16 protein-coding genes are annotated in these 14,049 nt (G+C 41.2%); 10 read left to right on the top strand and 6 right to left on the bottom strand.

Annotation, left to right across the window (positions count from 1 at the left end):
- The first annotated feature begins 31 nt into the window (after window positions 1-31).
- The 4 genes from OWEHO_RS01400 (at window position 32) to OWEHO_RS01385 (ending at window position 5,146) form a co-directional block, all read left to right on the top strand.
- A complete protein-coding gene (locus OWEHO_RS01400) occupies window positions 32-1,825 on the top strand; it encodes a helix-turn-helix domain-containing protein (protein ID WP_014200664.1) in 1,794 nt (597 codons plus the stop codon).
- Between the two features lie 119 nt (window positions 1,826-1,944).
- Window positions 1,945-2,637 carry a DUF4386 domain-containing protein gene (locus tag OWEHO_RS01395; RefSeq protein ID WP_014200663.1) on the top strand — a complete coding sequence of 231 codons (693 nt, stop codon included), beginning with the start codon at window positions 1,945-1,947 and terminating at the stop codon, window positions 2,635-2,637.
- A gap of 30 nt (window positions 2,638-2,667) precedes the next feature.
- The gene (locus OWEHO_RS01390; protein WP_014200662.1) at window positions 2,668-3,930 is read left to right on the top strand and encodes an MFS transporter; all 1,263 of its coding nucleotides are present in this window, start codon (window positions 2,668-2,670) and stop codon (window positions 3,928-3,930) included.
- A 70-nt stretch (window positions 3,931-4,000) separates the two neighbouring features.
- Window positions 4,001-5,146, top strand: coding sequence for a serine hydrolase domain-containing protein (locus OWEHO_RS01385; RefSeq protein WP_014200661.1), 1,146 nt, complete (start codon window positions 4,001-4,003; stop codon window positions 5,144-5,146).
- Between the two features lie 3 nt (window positions 5,147-5,149).
- Here OWEHO_RS01385 and OWEHO_RS01380 read toward each other — a convergent pair whose 3' ends face one another.
- From OWEHO_RS01380 to OWEHO_RS01355, 6 genes are all read right to left on the bottom strand, one after another.
- Complete coding sequence (locus OWEHO_RS01380; protein WP_052301160.1) at window positions 5,150-5,557, bottom strand: hypothetical protein; 408 nt, start codon at window positions 5,555-5,557, stop codon at window positions 5,150-5,152.
- 63 nt (window positions 5,558-5,620) lie between these two features.
- Window positions 5,621-6,031 (bottom strand): DUF5367 family protein, encoded by a 411-nt coding sequence (locus OWEHO_RS01375; protein ID WP_014200659.1) that lies wholly within the window; start codon window positions 6,029-6,031, stop codon window positions 5,621-5,623.
- A gap of 40 nt (window positions 6,032-6,071) precedes the next feature.
- Window positions 6,072-6,914, bottom strand: a complete 843-nt coding sequence (locus tag OWEHO_RS01370) for an NmrA family NAD(P)-binding protein (RefSeq protein ID WP_014200658.1) — start codon at window positions 6,912-6,914, stop codon at window positions 6,072-6,074.
- Window positions 6,915-6,924: 10 nt separating this feature from the next.
- On the bottom strand, window positions 6,925-7,458 hold the full coding sequence (locus tag OWEHO_RS01365; RefSeq protein ID WP_014200657.1) for an anthrone oxygenase family protein: 534 nt from the start codon (window positions 7,456-7,458) through the stop codon (window positions 6,925-6,927).
- Window positions 7,445-7,816 (bottom strand): hypothetical protein, encoded by a 372-nt coding sequence (locus OWEHO_RS01360; RefSeq protein ID WP_014200656.1) that lies wholly within the window; start codon window positions 7,814-7,816, stop codon window positions 7,445-7,447. Before OWEHO_RS01360 ends, OWEHO_RS01365 begins: the two co-directional genes overlap by 14 nt.
- An 87-nt stretch (window positions 7,817-7,903) precedes the next feature.
- On the bottom strand, window positions 7,904-8,761 hold the full coding sequence (locus OWEHO_RS01355; RefSeq protein ID WP_014200655.1) for a helix-turn-helix transcriptional regulator: 858 nt from the start codon (window positions 8,759-8,761) through the stop codon (window positions 7,904-7,906).
- A 275-nt stretch (window positions 8,762-9,036) separates the two neighbouring features.
- Here OWEHO_RS01355 and OWEHO_RS01350 point away from each other — a divergent pair, with 275 nt between their 5' ends.
- The 6 genes from OWEHO_RS01350 to OWEHO_RS01325 all read left to right on the top strand — a co-directional run bounded on the left by OWEHO_RS01350 (window position 9,037) and on the right by OWEHO_RS01325 (window position 14,011).
- On the top strand, window positions 9,037-9,687 hold the full coding sequence (locus OWEHO_RS01350) for a hypothetical protein (protein ID WP_014200654.1): 651 nt from the start codon (window positions 9,037-9,039) through the stop codon (window positions 9,685-9,687).
- Window positions 9,688-9,871: 184 nt separating this feature from the next.
- The gene (locus OWEHO_RS01345) at window positions 9,872-10,744 is read left to right on the top strand and encodes an SDR family oxidoreductase (protein ID WP_014200653.1); all 873 of its coding nucleotides are present in this window, start codon (window positions 9,872-9,874) and stop codon (window positions 10,742-10,744) included.
- Between the two features lie 9 nt (window positions 10,745-10,753).
- Complete coding sequence (locus tag OWEHO_RS01340; protein WP_014200652.1) at window positions 10,754-11,470, top strand: CPBP family intramembrane glutamic endopeptidase; 717 nt, start codon at window positions 10,754-10,756, stop codon at window positions 11,468-11,470.
- Window positions 11,471-11,568: 98 nt separating this feature from the next.
- Window positions 11,569-12,342 (top strand): hypothetical protein, encoded by a 774-nt coding sequence (locus OWEHO_RS01335; protein ID WP_014200651.1) that lies wholly within the window; start codon window positions 11,569-11,571, stop codon window positions 12,340-12,342.
- A gap of 1 nt (window position 12,343) precedes the next feature.
- Window positions 12,344-13,393 carry a S41 family peptidase gene (locus tag OWEHO_RS01330; RefSeq protein ID WP_014200650.1) on the top strand — a complete coding sequence of 350 codons (1,050 nt, stop codon included), beginning with the start codon at window positions 12,344-12,346 and terminating at the stop codon, window positions 13,391-13,393.
- An 18-nt stretch (window positions 13,394-13,411) separates the two neighbouring features.
- Window positions 13,412-14,011, top strand: coding sequence for a hypothetical protein (locus tag OWEHO_RS01325; RefSeq protein WP_014200649.1), 600 nt, complete (start codon window positions 13,412-13,414; stop codon window positions 14,009-14,011).
- Window positions 14,012-14,049 lie beyond the last annotated feature (38 nt).

Raw genomic sequence — 14,049 nt, 5'->3', positions numbered from 1 at the left:
TCAAAACAAAACCAACCAATTATTTTCACCAATGATTTCCGAAATTCCGGAACGCTCCATTGCAGTACTTCCTTTTTTAAATCTTAGCACCAATCAAGAGGATGAATATTTTAGTGATGGAATCACTGAAGAAATTATCAATGCCTTAAGTCTAATCGATGGGTTGAAAGTAATTGCGCGGACCAGCGTCTTTTCCCTTAAGGGCAAAGACTTAGATGCACGTGAAATAGGAAATAAATTAGGAGTAAACCTTTTACTGGAAGGAAGCCTGAGAAAGGCCGCAAATAAAGTGCGCATCAGTGTACAACTGGTTACAGCCGAAAATGGATTTCGCATTTGGACAGAAAAATACGATCGTGAGCTGGATGACATTTTTGCCATACAGGATGAAATAGCCAACTGCGTACTTGAGCGTTTGCAACTGGAGTTAGAAGTCAACTTTACCAGTACTAATTACACGCAAAATACCGAGGCATACCAATTACTTTTAAAGGGAATCTATTTTTTTAAAAGAGATTTTGACGGCAACATAAAGGCATTGGAATATTTCAAAAAGGCTACAGAGCTGGCGCCAGACTATGGTGAAGCTTATGCCTATATGGGCGAAACTTTAATTCACCATGCTGCCTCTGGAATAATCTCTACTATTGATGCTCACGAACAAGCGCGAGCCTATGCCTACACGGCCTTAGGGCTAAATCAGTACGACCCACGCGCGCATAAAGTCCTGGCTTTTATTCATCTGTTTTACGACTGGAACTGGGATGCCGCTATAGAATCTTACCAAAAGGCAGTGCGATATGGCTTGCCCAATCAAAATGATTTTATCACCTATTACCACATCTTTCTTGAAAATGATGTTGATAAAGCCATAGAAATTGCCCAAAAATTATTAGAAACTGACCCTCTACATTTCGGTAGCTATTGGCAGGTTGGAATCTCCTATTATTTTGCGGCTCGCTTTGAACCGGCCATAGAAGCCTTCAACAAAGCTATTGAACTGGAACCTTCCAATAGTGAAACGTACCACTGGAAGAGCACCGCTCTCGGATTTCTAAAGAAGTTTGACGAAGCCAAGATAGCCTCCCAAAAAGCCATCGCATTAAGTGAAAACAATCCCTGGGCGCACTTTTCTCATCTTATTTTAAAAATACTCTTAGGACAAGAAAAAGAAGTTTTACAAAGTATAAAAAGTCAAGAATTTATAGATCCTATGGACCCTGCGCTGCTTTACGCTATGATGGGCCTAAAAGAAGAAGCCTTCGCAAAACTGGAAGAAGGATATAAGGCGAAATCTGTAATGATGGTTACCCTCAAACATTATTGGATGTGGGATTCTATTCGCGATGATGAACGTTTTGAGGAAATGCTTGAAAGGATGAATTTTCCTAAAAATGTAAGGAAGGACCAGGTTATTAATGCTAGAATTCTTCCAATTTCAAGTAACCAAGAGCAGATCGCTACGGACACGCCAGACCCTGAAACGCTGGCTACGCTTGAGCAATTAAAGCAACTGATGGATGAAGATGAGATTTACCTCAACCCCTCACTTTCGCTGAGAGAGTTGGCGCAATCATTACAGATTCACCCTAACAAACTCTCCTGGCTCATCAATGAAAATCTCGGTAAAAACTTTAATGAATACATTAACAGTTGGCGTTTGACTGCTTTTCAGCAAAAAGCGTTAGACCCTGAAAACAGCAACATTACGCTATTGGGCTTAGCTTATGAAAGTGGCTTTAATTCAAAATCTGTTTTCAACGAATTTTTCAAACGTTCTACAGGTCTCACACCCCGTGCGTGGCTAAAATCCCGTCAGGCATAAGGATTCCAAAATGTGCTCGATTCTTATGATCTCAAAACCTCAAAAAAAGTCCAGAAATGTAATGCGGGACGATGCGCGCCCTTTATTGAGGCAGTTTTGCGGAACATAAAAATTAAAAGATGAAAACAAATTTCAACTATGCTAGACTAATGGGTGTGAGTTTTTTGCTGCTCATTATTTTTGGTTTCTTCGGTATGGCCTATGTTCCTATTTCGCTTTATGACTATGGTAGTGCTGCCCATACGCTTACACAAGTTAAAGCCAACCCTCAGCTATTGAGATACGGCATATTGGCTACCGTATTGATGAATGCCTCCAGTCTTTTTTTGGCCATTTTCACCTACCGCTGGTTAAAGAAATTCTCGTCCACACTAGCTGTTAGCGCTGCCCTTCTTTTAATGACAGGTGCCATTATATCTTTGGTCAATGAGCTCAATAATGTGTCGGTTTTACATTTCTCCCAACACTCCGAAAATCTTGAAATGATTGCTCTCCATCTAAATCTTTACCAAGCAGGAGTTTTTATAGCCACCCTATTTTGGGGCCTTTGGCTGCTGCCGGTGGGTTATGCTTTTTTGCATCAATCGCGATGGGCCAAGCTCATTGGTATTTTGCTGATTATTTCTGGTATAGGTTATATGCTCGACAGCCTGTTTTATTTGCTTTGGTATCAAAAAATACTGGTATCAGACTATACCTTTTTAGGAGAAATCATTTTTACCATTTGGGCTCTTTTTCAGCGTAAGTCAGAATTTGAAACCAATTACAACGCCTTGCCCGAAAAGCGTTTTCCTGCTAACTTTTTACGATAACGGCACCTTTTACAACTCAAATCTAAGCCCATGAAAACCGCCACTACAGAAGTCCAAAAATTCACCTCCTATCAAATACAATTGCTGATATGCATTGCCGGTTTACTGTTTACAATGGTGCTCGATTTTATGCTATTGCCGGCCATTAGCGCGATGGTTATGCCCGCATTAGATCTTAGCACCAGCCAATTTGGGTATGTTGTGTCGGCCTACTCTATTAGTGCTGGAACTTCCGCATTAATCTTCAGCACCTTTGCGGATAGGTTTGAGCGCAAAAAGCTTTTAATGTTTATCTACACTGGCTTTTTGATTGGTATTCTGGGCTCCGCATTGGCACAGGGCTTTTGGATGCTGATAGCCGCGCGGGTATTTACAGGCATTTTTGGTGGTGTAGTTGCGGCCATATGTTATGCTATGGTTAGTGAGATTTTTTCCTTGCAGCAGCGAGGAAGAGCTATGGGCTCACTTCACGTAGCCTTCGCACTGTGCCAGGTTTTAGGCCTTCCTGCCGCGGTTTTTATTGCTTCCCATTATCAATGGCAGATGGCCTATTTCATTATCCTGTCGGTAGGCTTGCTGTTTTATATCCTTTCTCTTTTTATCATGAAGCCCATCACAGGTCATCTTAAAGAACAGAGTAATGTATCGTCCAAACTCAAGGGTATTGTCTCCACACCTTCTTATTGGTTTGTGTTTGCAAATAATGTCACCCTCGTAATAGCGGATGTACTTTTTATGACGTTTGCCTCTGTTTTTTATGTAAAAAATCAATTGATATCTGAAGATGACTTGGCCGTTGTTTTCGGTGCTTCTGGCATTGCTACTATACTGCTGAGTCCATTGATCGGAAAGCTGGCAGACAAAACCAGTCATTTTAAAGTCTTTGCTATTGGGACAGGAATTGCCGCTATTATGGTAGTTACAATTTCTCAGCTAAATGAAGCGGGTATTATTTGGGTTGTGGTATGCAACACCCTTCTTTTTTCTGGTATGGCCGCACGTATGATTTGCTCAGGAGCTCTTGGCTTAGAAATTCCAAAAAGTACCGATCGAGGCTCTTTTATGACGTTCGACTCAGCACTTCAGCTAATATGCGCAGGCGTTGCCGCTACAGCAGCTGGCTGGATTGTTTTTCAAGATGAAGATGGTAAAATGCTCAACTATCCTGTCCTTTCGATTATAGTCGTGTTGTTAATGGGAATCACTTTGTTTTTCACGCTGAAAATTTCGCGCAATGCCACTTCTTCCGCCACCCATCTTCAAAGCAAGGAATCATCCAACAATTTGTCCTAAATCATAATCACGGACGATTGACGAATTGGTGTGTTTCACTTTTGCAGCATAATTTCAAACCAAGTAAAAAATGAAAACATTAATCACTTTTTTAGCATTACTCCTTATGGTAAATGCTGCTTTTGCACAGCCAAGCAAAGAAGGGCAAAAATTTAGAAAAATCTTTGAGAAGGAACTTAAAAGCAAAGACGTTCATAACGCCTTTTTTGCAGTACACTCCGATAAACTCAACTTGGACTGGAACTGGGCCGAAGGTGAGTTTAAAGATGGAACTAAGGTTACAACCGACAATCCGTTTTTTAGCGCCAGCATAGGGAAAACCTTTACGGCCACTACCATCGTTTTACTTCAGGAAGAAAACAAACTTCAATTTAGCGACCCCATTTCAAATTATCTCTCCAAAGAAATTATGGACAGCCTGCACATTTATGAAGGTGTGGACTATTCCAATGAAATTACGGTTTCTCAACTCCTTCAGCATCGCTCGGGTTTACCTGATTACTTTGAAGATGAGCCCGCCAATGGGCCATCTATGCGGGAGCTTTTGGTAACCGATACCGCACACTTTTGGACGCCTATGGAATTGTTGCTTTTTGCTAAAGATCAAATGCAGCCGCATTTTGCTCCTGGCACGGGCTATCATTATTCTGATACGGAGTATATTCTTCTCGGAATGATTATCGAAAACCTAACAGGCAAAGCACTACATGAGGTTTTTGCAGATCGTATTTTCCGACCCTTAGAAATGAAACACACCAGCATGTATATGCGTTCTAAGCCAATGGAAAAAACGGGTAAAATGGCTGAGTTGTATGTTGAAGATTTGGAAATAAGCACATATACCAGCTTAAGCCTGGACTGGGCCGGTGGCGGTTTACTCACCACTTGTGAAGATCTTATGAAGTTTGAACAAGCTTTAATCAATGGTAAAATCATTTCGCCCACCTCATTTGAGAAAATGCAAAACTGGACTCTCGAATCTAAGGGAATGTATTATGGTTTTGGCTTTCGCAAATTTGTTTTGAAAGAGCTGTTCTTCACTTTACCAGACGTGGTACTTCTTGGGCACAGTGGCAGCACAGGATCGTTTATGTATTACTGTCCCGAATGGGATGTGTATCTCATGGGAACTTTCAACCAGACAGAATACTTGAGGGAACATGTGGTGTTTTTAGCAAAAGTGATGACAGCGTTGAAGAAAAGGGCGGAAAGCTAACTGTTAAGACTTCGTTTCCAAATGGTGTTTACCAGTCTTGATTTGGATATAGCAAATCAAAAAAGATAAAGCCAGAGTGATTATTGCAAATGTCTTTTCAAAGCTTGTTTTGGCTAAAACATTCCCAACTGTGTTCAAAGCAAAAAGAGCTCCAAAAGCCCACAAAAGAATATTGACAATCCGCAGAGGCATAAATGCATTCCAGTACTTCCCTTTAATCATCAGCAAGGTGAGCAAAAAGAGATTGACTAGAACAGAAACTGTTTCAAACACGTACATTTCAAAATCATTGGTCAATCTTCCTCCCCAAGTTATTTCATAAGGAACTACTTTAAACAGGATACTTAGGTGAAAAAGAAGTATCGCCACCACTATTCCGAGTGTCAATTTTATTGCAGTTGTTAGATTCATTTCTTTCTGTTTTAAGATAAAGTCCAGTCCGCACATTGCTGCGGACTGGACTTTCATTCTATTTTAGATTACCTGATTTTCCTGGCGATTAATAACTCCAAATTGCCAGTATGTTGCTACAACTGCAACGTATTCCACACCAATAAGCCAAAAGCCCCGGTCTCCAAAAAAGGATATATAGTTTCCACCATTCGGGATGATGACTAAGGGAACGGTGATAAGTGCATCCAGCACCATGGCACCTACAAACATAGATGCCCCCAGTATGAAACCATTTGTATTATGAGCTTTGCGGTAGTAAAGATGCGCTCCTAAATAAGCAGCGGGTATGATAGCAATCATCAAGACCAAATTGGCTTGATAATCTGGATCATCAAGCAGAGGTATGAAATATGAGCTTACAAATGTCAGTATACCTATTGCATAAACTGTTGCAGCACTTATTACCGCATGTTTGAAGTTTAAACTTGTCATGATGAAGTTATTTTAAAAATTAAATGATGTGAAAAACTATCTAAGCCTGATGTGGCATTACCTGATTCCAAACACCTGTTTTGGCTGTTTCCCTTACGAAATCTGAAAAATCGACAGGCTTTCTCCCAAGTACTTTTTCCACGTCACTGGTAACTACATCATTACCCTGGGCGCCAAGAACCTCGGTAAAGAGATAATTGATTAGCCAGATGAAATCTTCGGGAACCTGCAACTCACGCATAATATCGGAATAGGCAGGCAGAGAAATAGGCGTAAACTGGATATCACGACCGGTGGCAATTGAAATTTCCTGTACAACTTCACTAAAGGTAAGTAATCGCGGGCCTGTCAGTTCGTATATCTGGCCATTCTGTTGATCGTCAAGTAGAACTTCAGTAGCAACTTCAGCAATATCATCGGTGCTCACGTAAGGAACCTTAGCATCTGCATTGGGCAAGGCCACATGTCCTGCCACAATGGAATCAAGGAAAAAGCTTTCGCTGAAATTCTGCATAAACCAGCTGGCACGGACAATACTATAATCGATACCCGAATGAATAATCACTTGTTCGCAAAGCTCAGCTTCCTTTTCACCTTTTCCCGAAAGCAGTACCACCTTTTTCACATCGCTATTCTTCATATTATGCGTTAGTGTTTCAATGGCTTTCAATGCACCCGGAACCGCCAGATCCGGCTGAAAAGTGATGTAAACTTTATCTATGCCTTTAAGGACTTCCGCCCAGTTGGTGGGATCTTGCCAATCGAATGATGGATTAGCACTGCGCGATCCGATTCTTATATTTTGTTGAAGGTCCTGAAGACGCTCCACCACTTTACGACCAGTTTTACCTGTGCCTCCAATTACGAGAATGTTACTTTTCATTTATGATAGTTTATAAATTAAAAAATTGAGTGAATACTGTTTCTGCAGCCTTTTGATTGACGAAGAGTGCCAACAATGCCAGGCTGAATGATAGCATGGAAAATAGGGTCCTGATAGTGTGGAGTCTGTTCCACTTACTTTCGTAGGAAAGCCTAGTGTCTTCCAGTTGGGTAGAGTTAAGTTGCTGTAGGTTAATAGCATCCAGTGCGTCATTGAGCGGCACATTCCCAAAAGCAGTTACACCAAAAGTGCCAAAGAGATAAGCTATTGTTGCAAGCAACATAAGCCAAAAGGCGGAGTTGATCGCATCCCGGTAATGCAGGTAGCTACTTAGTACGAGGAAAATCAGGCTACCGAAAAAACTTAGAAAGAATTTCGGATTGAGAATTGCCCGGTTGATTTGCTGCATGGTTTCCAGGTAGCTTAAGTTGGATACCCTACTGGTGCCGGGTATTACTGAAACTTCCCATGAGTAGAAGAAGCCTGCGGACAATCCAACAAGTAGCAATGTGATGAAAAATGAGATGCTTTTAATCATTTCCATAATTGTTGATTTTTTGGGTTAATAACCAAGTCTTAAGAGTTTTACTTTCTTTATCTGTAAGCGATTGACCAGCCTTAGGCATTCTCTTTTTGATAAATACCTGTTCGTGAATTTTAGAAGCAAAGCGCTCCATGTTTTTCTCCTTAAAAACCCTGAAAGGGTTTTGCTTGCGATGGCACACATTACATTTTGTCTCAAGCACCGTCAGTGCCTCCTTTTTCAGATGTACTGGATCACTTTGAGATTTTGATTCTTCGGAAAAAGAATCATCCGAAGACGAGGAAAATGACTGCATCATTAGCGTTAAACAGGTGAATACAAGAAATGAGAGCCATGTTATTTTTACCTTTTTCATCATTTTTTACTTTTTTAATGATGAGGCAAAGCTCTTCGATCCCCGAGTCAGGAGCTTGTTGGGAAAGGAGTAAAATTTGTTTGAAAAGGATTAGCGCTTTATTGCGCTGGGGCGAAAGCCAAATTTTTTTGCGAATGCGTTCGAGAACGAGCTGAGACTATCATAACCCACATGCCATGCCGCTTCTTGAATGGTAGCATCTCCATTCCTAAGAAGGTCATGAGCTTTAGTAAGTCTTTCGTTCTGTAGGTACTTAAAAACAGGCACTCCAAAAAGCTCCTTGAAATTCTTTTTTAGCTTAAAGCTATTGAGCCCAATCTGACGAGAAAGTTCAGTAAGCGAAGGAGGGTTTTCGAGATTGTCTGATAGAATCTGCTTGGCGAGATAGAGTTTTTCACGTTCCTCATCCTTCATCCCTTTTTCTTTCATTGTGGAAAGCTGCCCGAAGAAATGCGCCAGTAGTACCGTCATCTGGCTCCTGAAAAACATCATCTTGGCTTTTCCCTCATACTGCACACTAAAAATCTGATCAACAACCATTTGCATTTCAGGAGTCATATATAGTACGGGGCCTTCCACATAGTGATCGCTTGGGTTTACCAATTGTGAAAGCATTTTCGAAAACAGCTCATCTTCTTGATTGGGGAGCTTTTCGAGGTTGCGCAAAGCCGTGGCAATAACCATACATTTCAGGGGCTTTTCAGGAGACACGGTGTGAATGAACTGCACTTTTTCATCAGCATAAAAAGAAAGCGCGATGCTTTTGGTGTGATCGAATTCCTTTTGCTTCTTCCCGTACTCCACCTCAAGGTGAACATTCCCTGACCCATAGAACGCCACTGCAATAAGTGGTTCGTCAAACCCGCATATATCTACCGTTTGATGCTCTGCTGTAGATTCCTCAATAAGTATAGTGAAGTCGTTAATGTCGATGATATCGCGCGTCACACCTGAAGGATTAATTTTGGAAGGTAAATTTAGAAAAATGAAGTTAAGCTGTTCAACAGTTTTCTTCCCCTTGGTGCCCTAAACAGCATAATTATAAAAATTAGCAAAGAGCACCTGACTGCATACAGGAACAGGTCATGGACGTTTGGAATTGCAACTCGTACAATAATGTCCTGAATCATAATCACGGACGATTGCCCTTTCTCAGCCAAACATCTTTGCGGAGTAATTAAATCAAATTATTAATCACTTTTTATTCCGCAAAAAATTACACCATGAGAAATTTACCAATCATCATTTTAGTCATTTGCACGCTAAGTGCCTCAGCACAATTAAGTCCGAAAAAAGAAACCAAAACCACATTTGATCATAAATACAGGGTAAGCATGCCTCTCATCATCGTTCCGCAATTATTTACAAAATCATGGGACGACAGAACCAACACCCAACATATTGAGCTTCATTTCAAATATGAGTTAGATGCCAAAAATATTGTTGGGGTAAAGTTTGCCTCCTGGCGCTTGTTTCAGCCCATGGGTATCCTTTGGTGGGATGGCCTGCTGGATAAAGTAGAATCGGGAACCGAATACTACCCTGGTTATGTGCGCGAAACAGGTTTAGGAGTTTCCTATCAACGTATGCTATGGAAAGGTCTTTTTACAACCGCAGAAGTATTACCCCAATACAAAACCTACCTGGATTTGGACAACAACAAAATAGATAATGGTTTTAAACTGTACACCTCCCTTCACCTTGGCTACCACTGGGCGTTTGGTAAGAAAAAGCAATTTTTTGTAGAACCTCAAATCCACTGCCAAACCTGGCTCATTGATACAAATACACCTTCAGAATTTAAGGAGTTGGATAATAGATGGGCTAATTATTTCCTTTTTGAACCTAACCTATATTTTGGTATAAAATTCTAAATATCACCTTAAAATGCTTTACTACCAAAGCCCAAAACTGTGACTCAATTCAGGTTTTGGGCTTTGGTGTTTTTAGGATTGATTTTCCCAATATCAAAAAAGTCCTAAATGATAATTGCGGACGACTGGCCTTTACTTTCAGCGCACTTTTGCTCCGTCAATTAATCAGAAATATAGAATTACAATGACTAATAAAAATGAAAACTTAAAGGTGCTGGTAGCCGGATCTACAGGTTACCTCGGTAAACACATTTTGCAGGAATTAAAAAATAGAGACATCAGCTTTAAAGCTATTGCCCGAAACCCCGCCAAATTACCCAACCTTAACAAAGATCAGATTTTGGAAGCTGAAGTAACCGTGCCTTCTTCCCTATCGGGCATCTGTGAAGGCTTTGAGGTAATGATCAGCACCGTGGGTATTACGCGTCAAAAAAATGGCCTTACCTATATGGATGTAGATTATCAGGCCAACAAAAATTTGCTGCGAGAAGCGTATCAAGCAGGTGTCAAAAAATTTATCTACATCTCAGCCATTAATGGTGATAAAATGCGCCAACTAAAAATTTTTGAAGCCAAAGAAGCTTTTGTTGACGAACTGAAAAATTCAGGAATGGACTACACTGTACTGCGTCCCAATGGTTTCTTTTCTGATATGGGCGACTTCTTGGAGATGGCAAAACGAGGAAGGGTTTATCTTTTCGGCAATGGTCAATTTCGTCTCAATCCCATTCATGGAGCTGACCTGGCAGAAGTGGTGGTGGATGCCATTTCGTCAAAAGAAAAGAATATTACCGTAGGTGGCCCGGATGTGCTTTCGCAAAACGAAATTGCCGCATTGGCGCTTGATAGCTGGTACAAGGATGTAAAAATCACGCACCTCCCTGACTGGACACGTAGGCTTACCATTTGTTTATTACGCACCTTCACTTCGTCCAAAACCTACGGCCCTATAGAGTTTTTTATGACTGCTATGGCCATGGATAATGTAGCCCCTCGATATGGCTCACACCGTCTGTACAACTTCTTTCAGAAGGAAGTGGAAAAACAAAAGCCTTAAATCCGCACCATGAAATCCTTAACTCTTAACCCACAAAAGGTTGGCTTACTACCGATGATTGTGATTGGCCTGACCGTGCTACTCCCAGTGTTAAATCATACTCTGGACTTTGTTGAAGTTTGGACTGTGTTTCCTACAGAAGTTTCAACACTGATTACCTATCAGATAACTACCTTAGCTCTGGCAATAGGTCTGATATTACTTTTATGTAAAACCCAACCTTTAGTTTTTACAACCTACTTCAAAAAGGGAAAGATAAATGCAGAGGTCACTCCAGTACCCGCGCTAGGAATTAAACCAAAGAATGGGCAAAATTGGAAACATATCGGTTGGAATTTCACGATTGTAATATCGCTAGTTACAGCAACGGTCGCCTTCTTTTCCACTCCCGAAATTGACTTTGACAAACTAATCAGATTTCTGCCTATTACACTAGCTCTAGCTTTGATCAATTCCTTTGTAGAAGAAACCGTCACGCGCTTGGGAATTATTGTTTCCCTAAAAGATAAAATACCGGACAAATACATCGCCATAATCTCCGGTTCCCTTTTTGGAATAGTTCACTACTGGGGTACCCCTGGTGGGTTTGGCGGTGTGCTTTTAGCAGGATTTCTCGGTTGGCTATTGGCCAAATCTATTCTTGAAACCAAAGGAATATTTTGGGCATGGCTCATTCACTTTTGCCAGGATATAATCATCATTTCCGCACTTCTGAGCAGCACTTAAACACTAATTAAAAACATAAGACCTTTTTGCTTTTGCAATTCCTTAATGAGGGTTTGCCAGGAGATTCTTTGTCCAAAAAATCAATTAAATAAACACGTATGAAAACCATCAAATTATTCATCCTATTGTGTTTCAGCCTTGCCTTGAACGCACAAAACAACTCCCAAAAACGTAACCAACTAAGTCTGATGACTGGCATTGGCATGGGGCAATGGAAAGATTTGAGCTATTCGCCATTGAGCTACAAACTAGGCCACATGCCTACTGAGTTGCGCTTTCGGCATTTTAGTAAAAAAGGTCACATTCTTGATTTTGAATTGCAGGGCTGGGCCGGCACTTTAGATTATGATCCGTATGAAAGTTTTGAAACCCATCTTTTGGGTCTAGACTTTACAGCACAGTGGCTGGGAAAACTGGGCGAAGCCAACGGATGTACACTCTACTTGGGACCTCGCTACAAGCTCGGCTCACAAATGATAACGTGGGAAGATGACCCTGAACTGAGTTCGGCCTACAGTTACTTAAGCACCAGCAACCTGGGAATTACCGCCAGAGTAGATTACACCCTAGAGAGGTGGAGTTTTTCCGCGGAAGCGAGCTTACCCTTAATCACCAGCAACAGCCGTCCTGCATATTCTGGTTTTACCGATGATGACAGCGATGAAATTCTAAACTTTCTTTTTGACGATGCCGAATGGCAAGGCCCCGACACCTATTTCGCACCAGAATTAGGACTCCAAGCCAGCTATCAAATCTTCAACTGGGCAGATATCACGGCTAAATATGAAGGCGCCTATACCCACGTTAGTGATTCTGAAAAAATCGCCTTTGCAACCCATCAATTCATGTTCGGACTAAAATTCAAATTTTAAAATGAAAAATATACTTAAAACCTCAGTATCACTGGCGATTCTCATTTTCACATCAAGCTGTGAAAAATCGTTTTTGTACGAAGACCAAGTCAATGACCCTCAAACCATTTTTGATGCCGTGTGGACAGACATGGACGAGCATTATAGCGGCTTTACTGACTCTCCACTTCAGTGGGATGATTTGGGAAATATGTATAGCCCGCTGATTACCAGCAACACTTCTAATCAGGATTTGTGGAATGTGTTAACTGAGATGATGGATAAGCTAAATGATGAGCATGTAAAATTGTATGATGATGCATCCAAAGAAGTATTTATTTCTGGAGATGACAAGGCTGAAAAGGCTGTAACCGAGTTTGATTTGGAACTTATTGCAAATGATTATCTCACCGAAATTGCCTCGCCCAACAATTACATCCTTAATGGCAAGATGGCTGGAAAGGAAAATGTAGGCTACATCTTTATTGCTGCTTTTTTAGATGAAAATCCCGGATTAATTGGCTCCGCACTTCAGCAAATGGATTATCAAAATCTGGATGCCCTCATTATAGACATACGCACCAGCATTGGCGGCTATGATGGCCTTGCGGCAAAATACGCTGCTTACTTTTCGGATGGGTGCCATCATATATATAATTCCCAATATAAAGATGGCCCAGACAGGAATGACTTTACTTCTGCAAAAGCATGCTACACTCAAAGGGCTGAGGTTGTAAATTTCACAAAACCCATCATCCTATTAGCAGATGCGGCCACGGCCAGCGAAGCCGAAATTTTCACCCTCAACATGCGGTCTTTTGCCCATGTAGTACAAATGGGTGACACAACAGCTGGAGCTCTTTCCACCGTGGGTCCAGCACGATTTTTAGCCAATGGATGGCGCTATGAATACAGCATTCAACGCATTAGCAACCCGGATGGCAGCACCTTCGAAAAAGCCGGTATACCTCCTGTAAAATATGTTCAAAATACGGAAACCGATATCCTAAACGGACAAGACAAAGTGCTTGAAGAAAGCCTCCTCTACTTGCAGCAAAACTTCAATATTTAACCTTTAAATTTTATCACGATGAGAATATCAATCCTTGCTATCTTTCTCATTTCGCTTTCGCTAAATGTATTCGCACAAAGCAAAGAAATACAGACTTTACAAAATTGCGACTCCCTTAGCTGGGGAGCTTATGGCGGCCCCAGAACCAGCATAATAAACCCGGTTGGAAAAACAGCTTTTATGGCTGGAGGTCAGGGAGCTATAGTACTAAACAGCCAATTTGCTTTAGGTGGATTTGGCCAGGGCATGACAGGTTCTTCCGAGTTTGATGGTGTGCCAAACGGCTACGACAATCCTTTGGAACTCAGCATGGGTTATGGTGGAATATTTTTGGAATACATGCCTTTTCGCCATAAGATTTTGCACCCTTCTTTTTCATTGCCTATAGGTTTGGGAGGCGCATCGGTTCAGGAAGTTAATTCTGATTCTAAAATCTCCAAAACCACCTTGGTAGCATTTACCCCTCGGGTAGGTCTCGATTTTAATATCAGTAAAAGTGCCGTGGTCTCCCTGTTTGCCGGATATCAGTTTATAAAAACTAATGACGATTTTATGATAGCTGATCATGATCTTTCGGGTTGGGAATTAGGGATAAGCGTAAAGCTCGGAAAGTTTTAATTTTACCAGGTCCGGTGAGCCGCTTAGCTTACCGGACC

Source organism: Owenweeksia hongkongensis DSM 17368 (assembly GCF_000236705.1).
In the GTDB taxonomy this organism is placed as follows: Bacteria; Bacteroidota; Bacteroidia; order Flavobacteriales; family Schleiferiaceae; genus Owenweeksia; species Owenweeksia hongkongensis.
The sequence above is the reverse complement of the archived record's forward strand: the minus strand, read 5'-3'. Positions and strand labels throughout refer to the sequence as shown.

Bases quoted from the DNA above. Each gene is read 5' to 3' on its own strand.
- OWEHO_RS01400 (WP_014200664.1), top strand. From the start codon at position 32: ATGATTTCCGAAATTCCGGAACGCTCCATTGCAGTACTTCCTTTTTTA.
- OWEHO_RS01395 (WP_014200663.1), top strand. From the start codon at position 1,945: ATGAAAACAAATTTCAACTATGCTAGACTAATGGGTGTGAGTTTTTTG.
- OWEHO_RS01390 (WP_014200662.1), top strand. From the start codon at position 2,668: ATGAAAACCGCCACTACAGAAGTCCAAAAATTCACCTCCTATCAAATA.
- OWEHO_RS01385 (WP_014200661.1), top strand. From the start codon at position 4,001: ATGAAAACATTAATCACTTTTTTAGCATTACTCCTTATGGTAAATGCT.
- OWEHO_RS01380 (WP_052301160.1), bottom strand. From the start codon at position 5,557: ATGAATCTAACAACTGCAATAAAATTGACACTCGGAATAGTGGTGGCG.
- OWEHO_RS01375 (WP_014200659.1), bottom strand. From the start codon at position 6,031: ATGACAAGTTTAAACTTCAAACATGCGGTAATAAGTGCTGCAACAGTT.
- OWEHO_RS01370 (WP_014200658.1), bottom strand. From the start codon at position 6,914: ATGAAAAGTAACATTCTCGTAATTGGAGGCACAGGTAAAACTGGTCGT.
- OWEHO_RS01365 (WP_014200657.1), bottom strand. From the start codon at position 7,458: ATGGAAATGATTAAAAGCATCTCATTTTTCATCACATTGCTACTTGTT.
- OWEHO_RS01360 (WP_014200656.1), bottom strand. From the start codon at position 7,816: ATGATGAAAAAGGTAAAAATAACATGGCTCTCATTTCTTGTATTCACC.
- OWEHO_RS01350 (WP_014200654.1), top strand. From the start codon at position 9,037: ATGAGAAATTTACCAATCATCATTTTAGTCATTTGCACGCTAAGTGCC.
- OWEHO_RS01345 (WP_014200653.1), top strand. From the start codon at position 9,872: ATGACTAATAAAAATGAAAACTTAAAGGTGCTGGTAGCCGGATCTACA.
- OWEHO_RS01340 (WP_014200652.1), top strand. From the start codon at position 10,754: ATGAAATCCTTAACTCTTAACCCACAAAAGGTTGGCTTACTACCGATG.
- OWEHO_RS01335 (WP_014200651.1), top strand. From the start codon at position 11,569: ATGAAAACCATCAAATTATTCATCCTATTGTGTTTCAGCCTTGCCTTG.
- OWEHO_RS01330 (WP_014200650.1), top strand. From the start codon at position 12,344: ATGAAAAATATACTTAAAACCTCAGTATCACTGGCGATTCTCATTTTC.
- OWEHO_RS01325 (WP_014200649.1), top strand. From the start codon at position 13,412: ATGAGAATATCAATCCTTGCTATCTTTCTCATTTCGCTTTCGCTAAAT.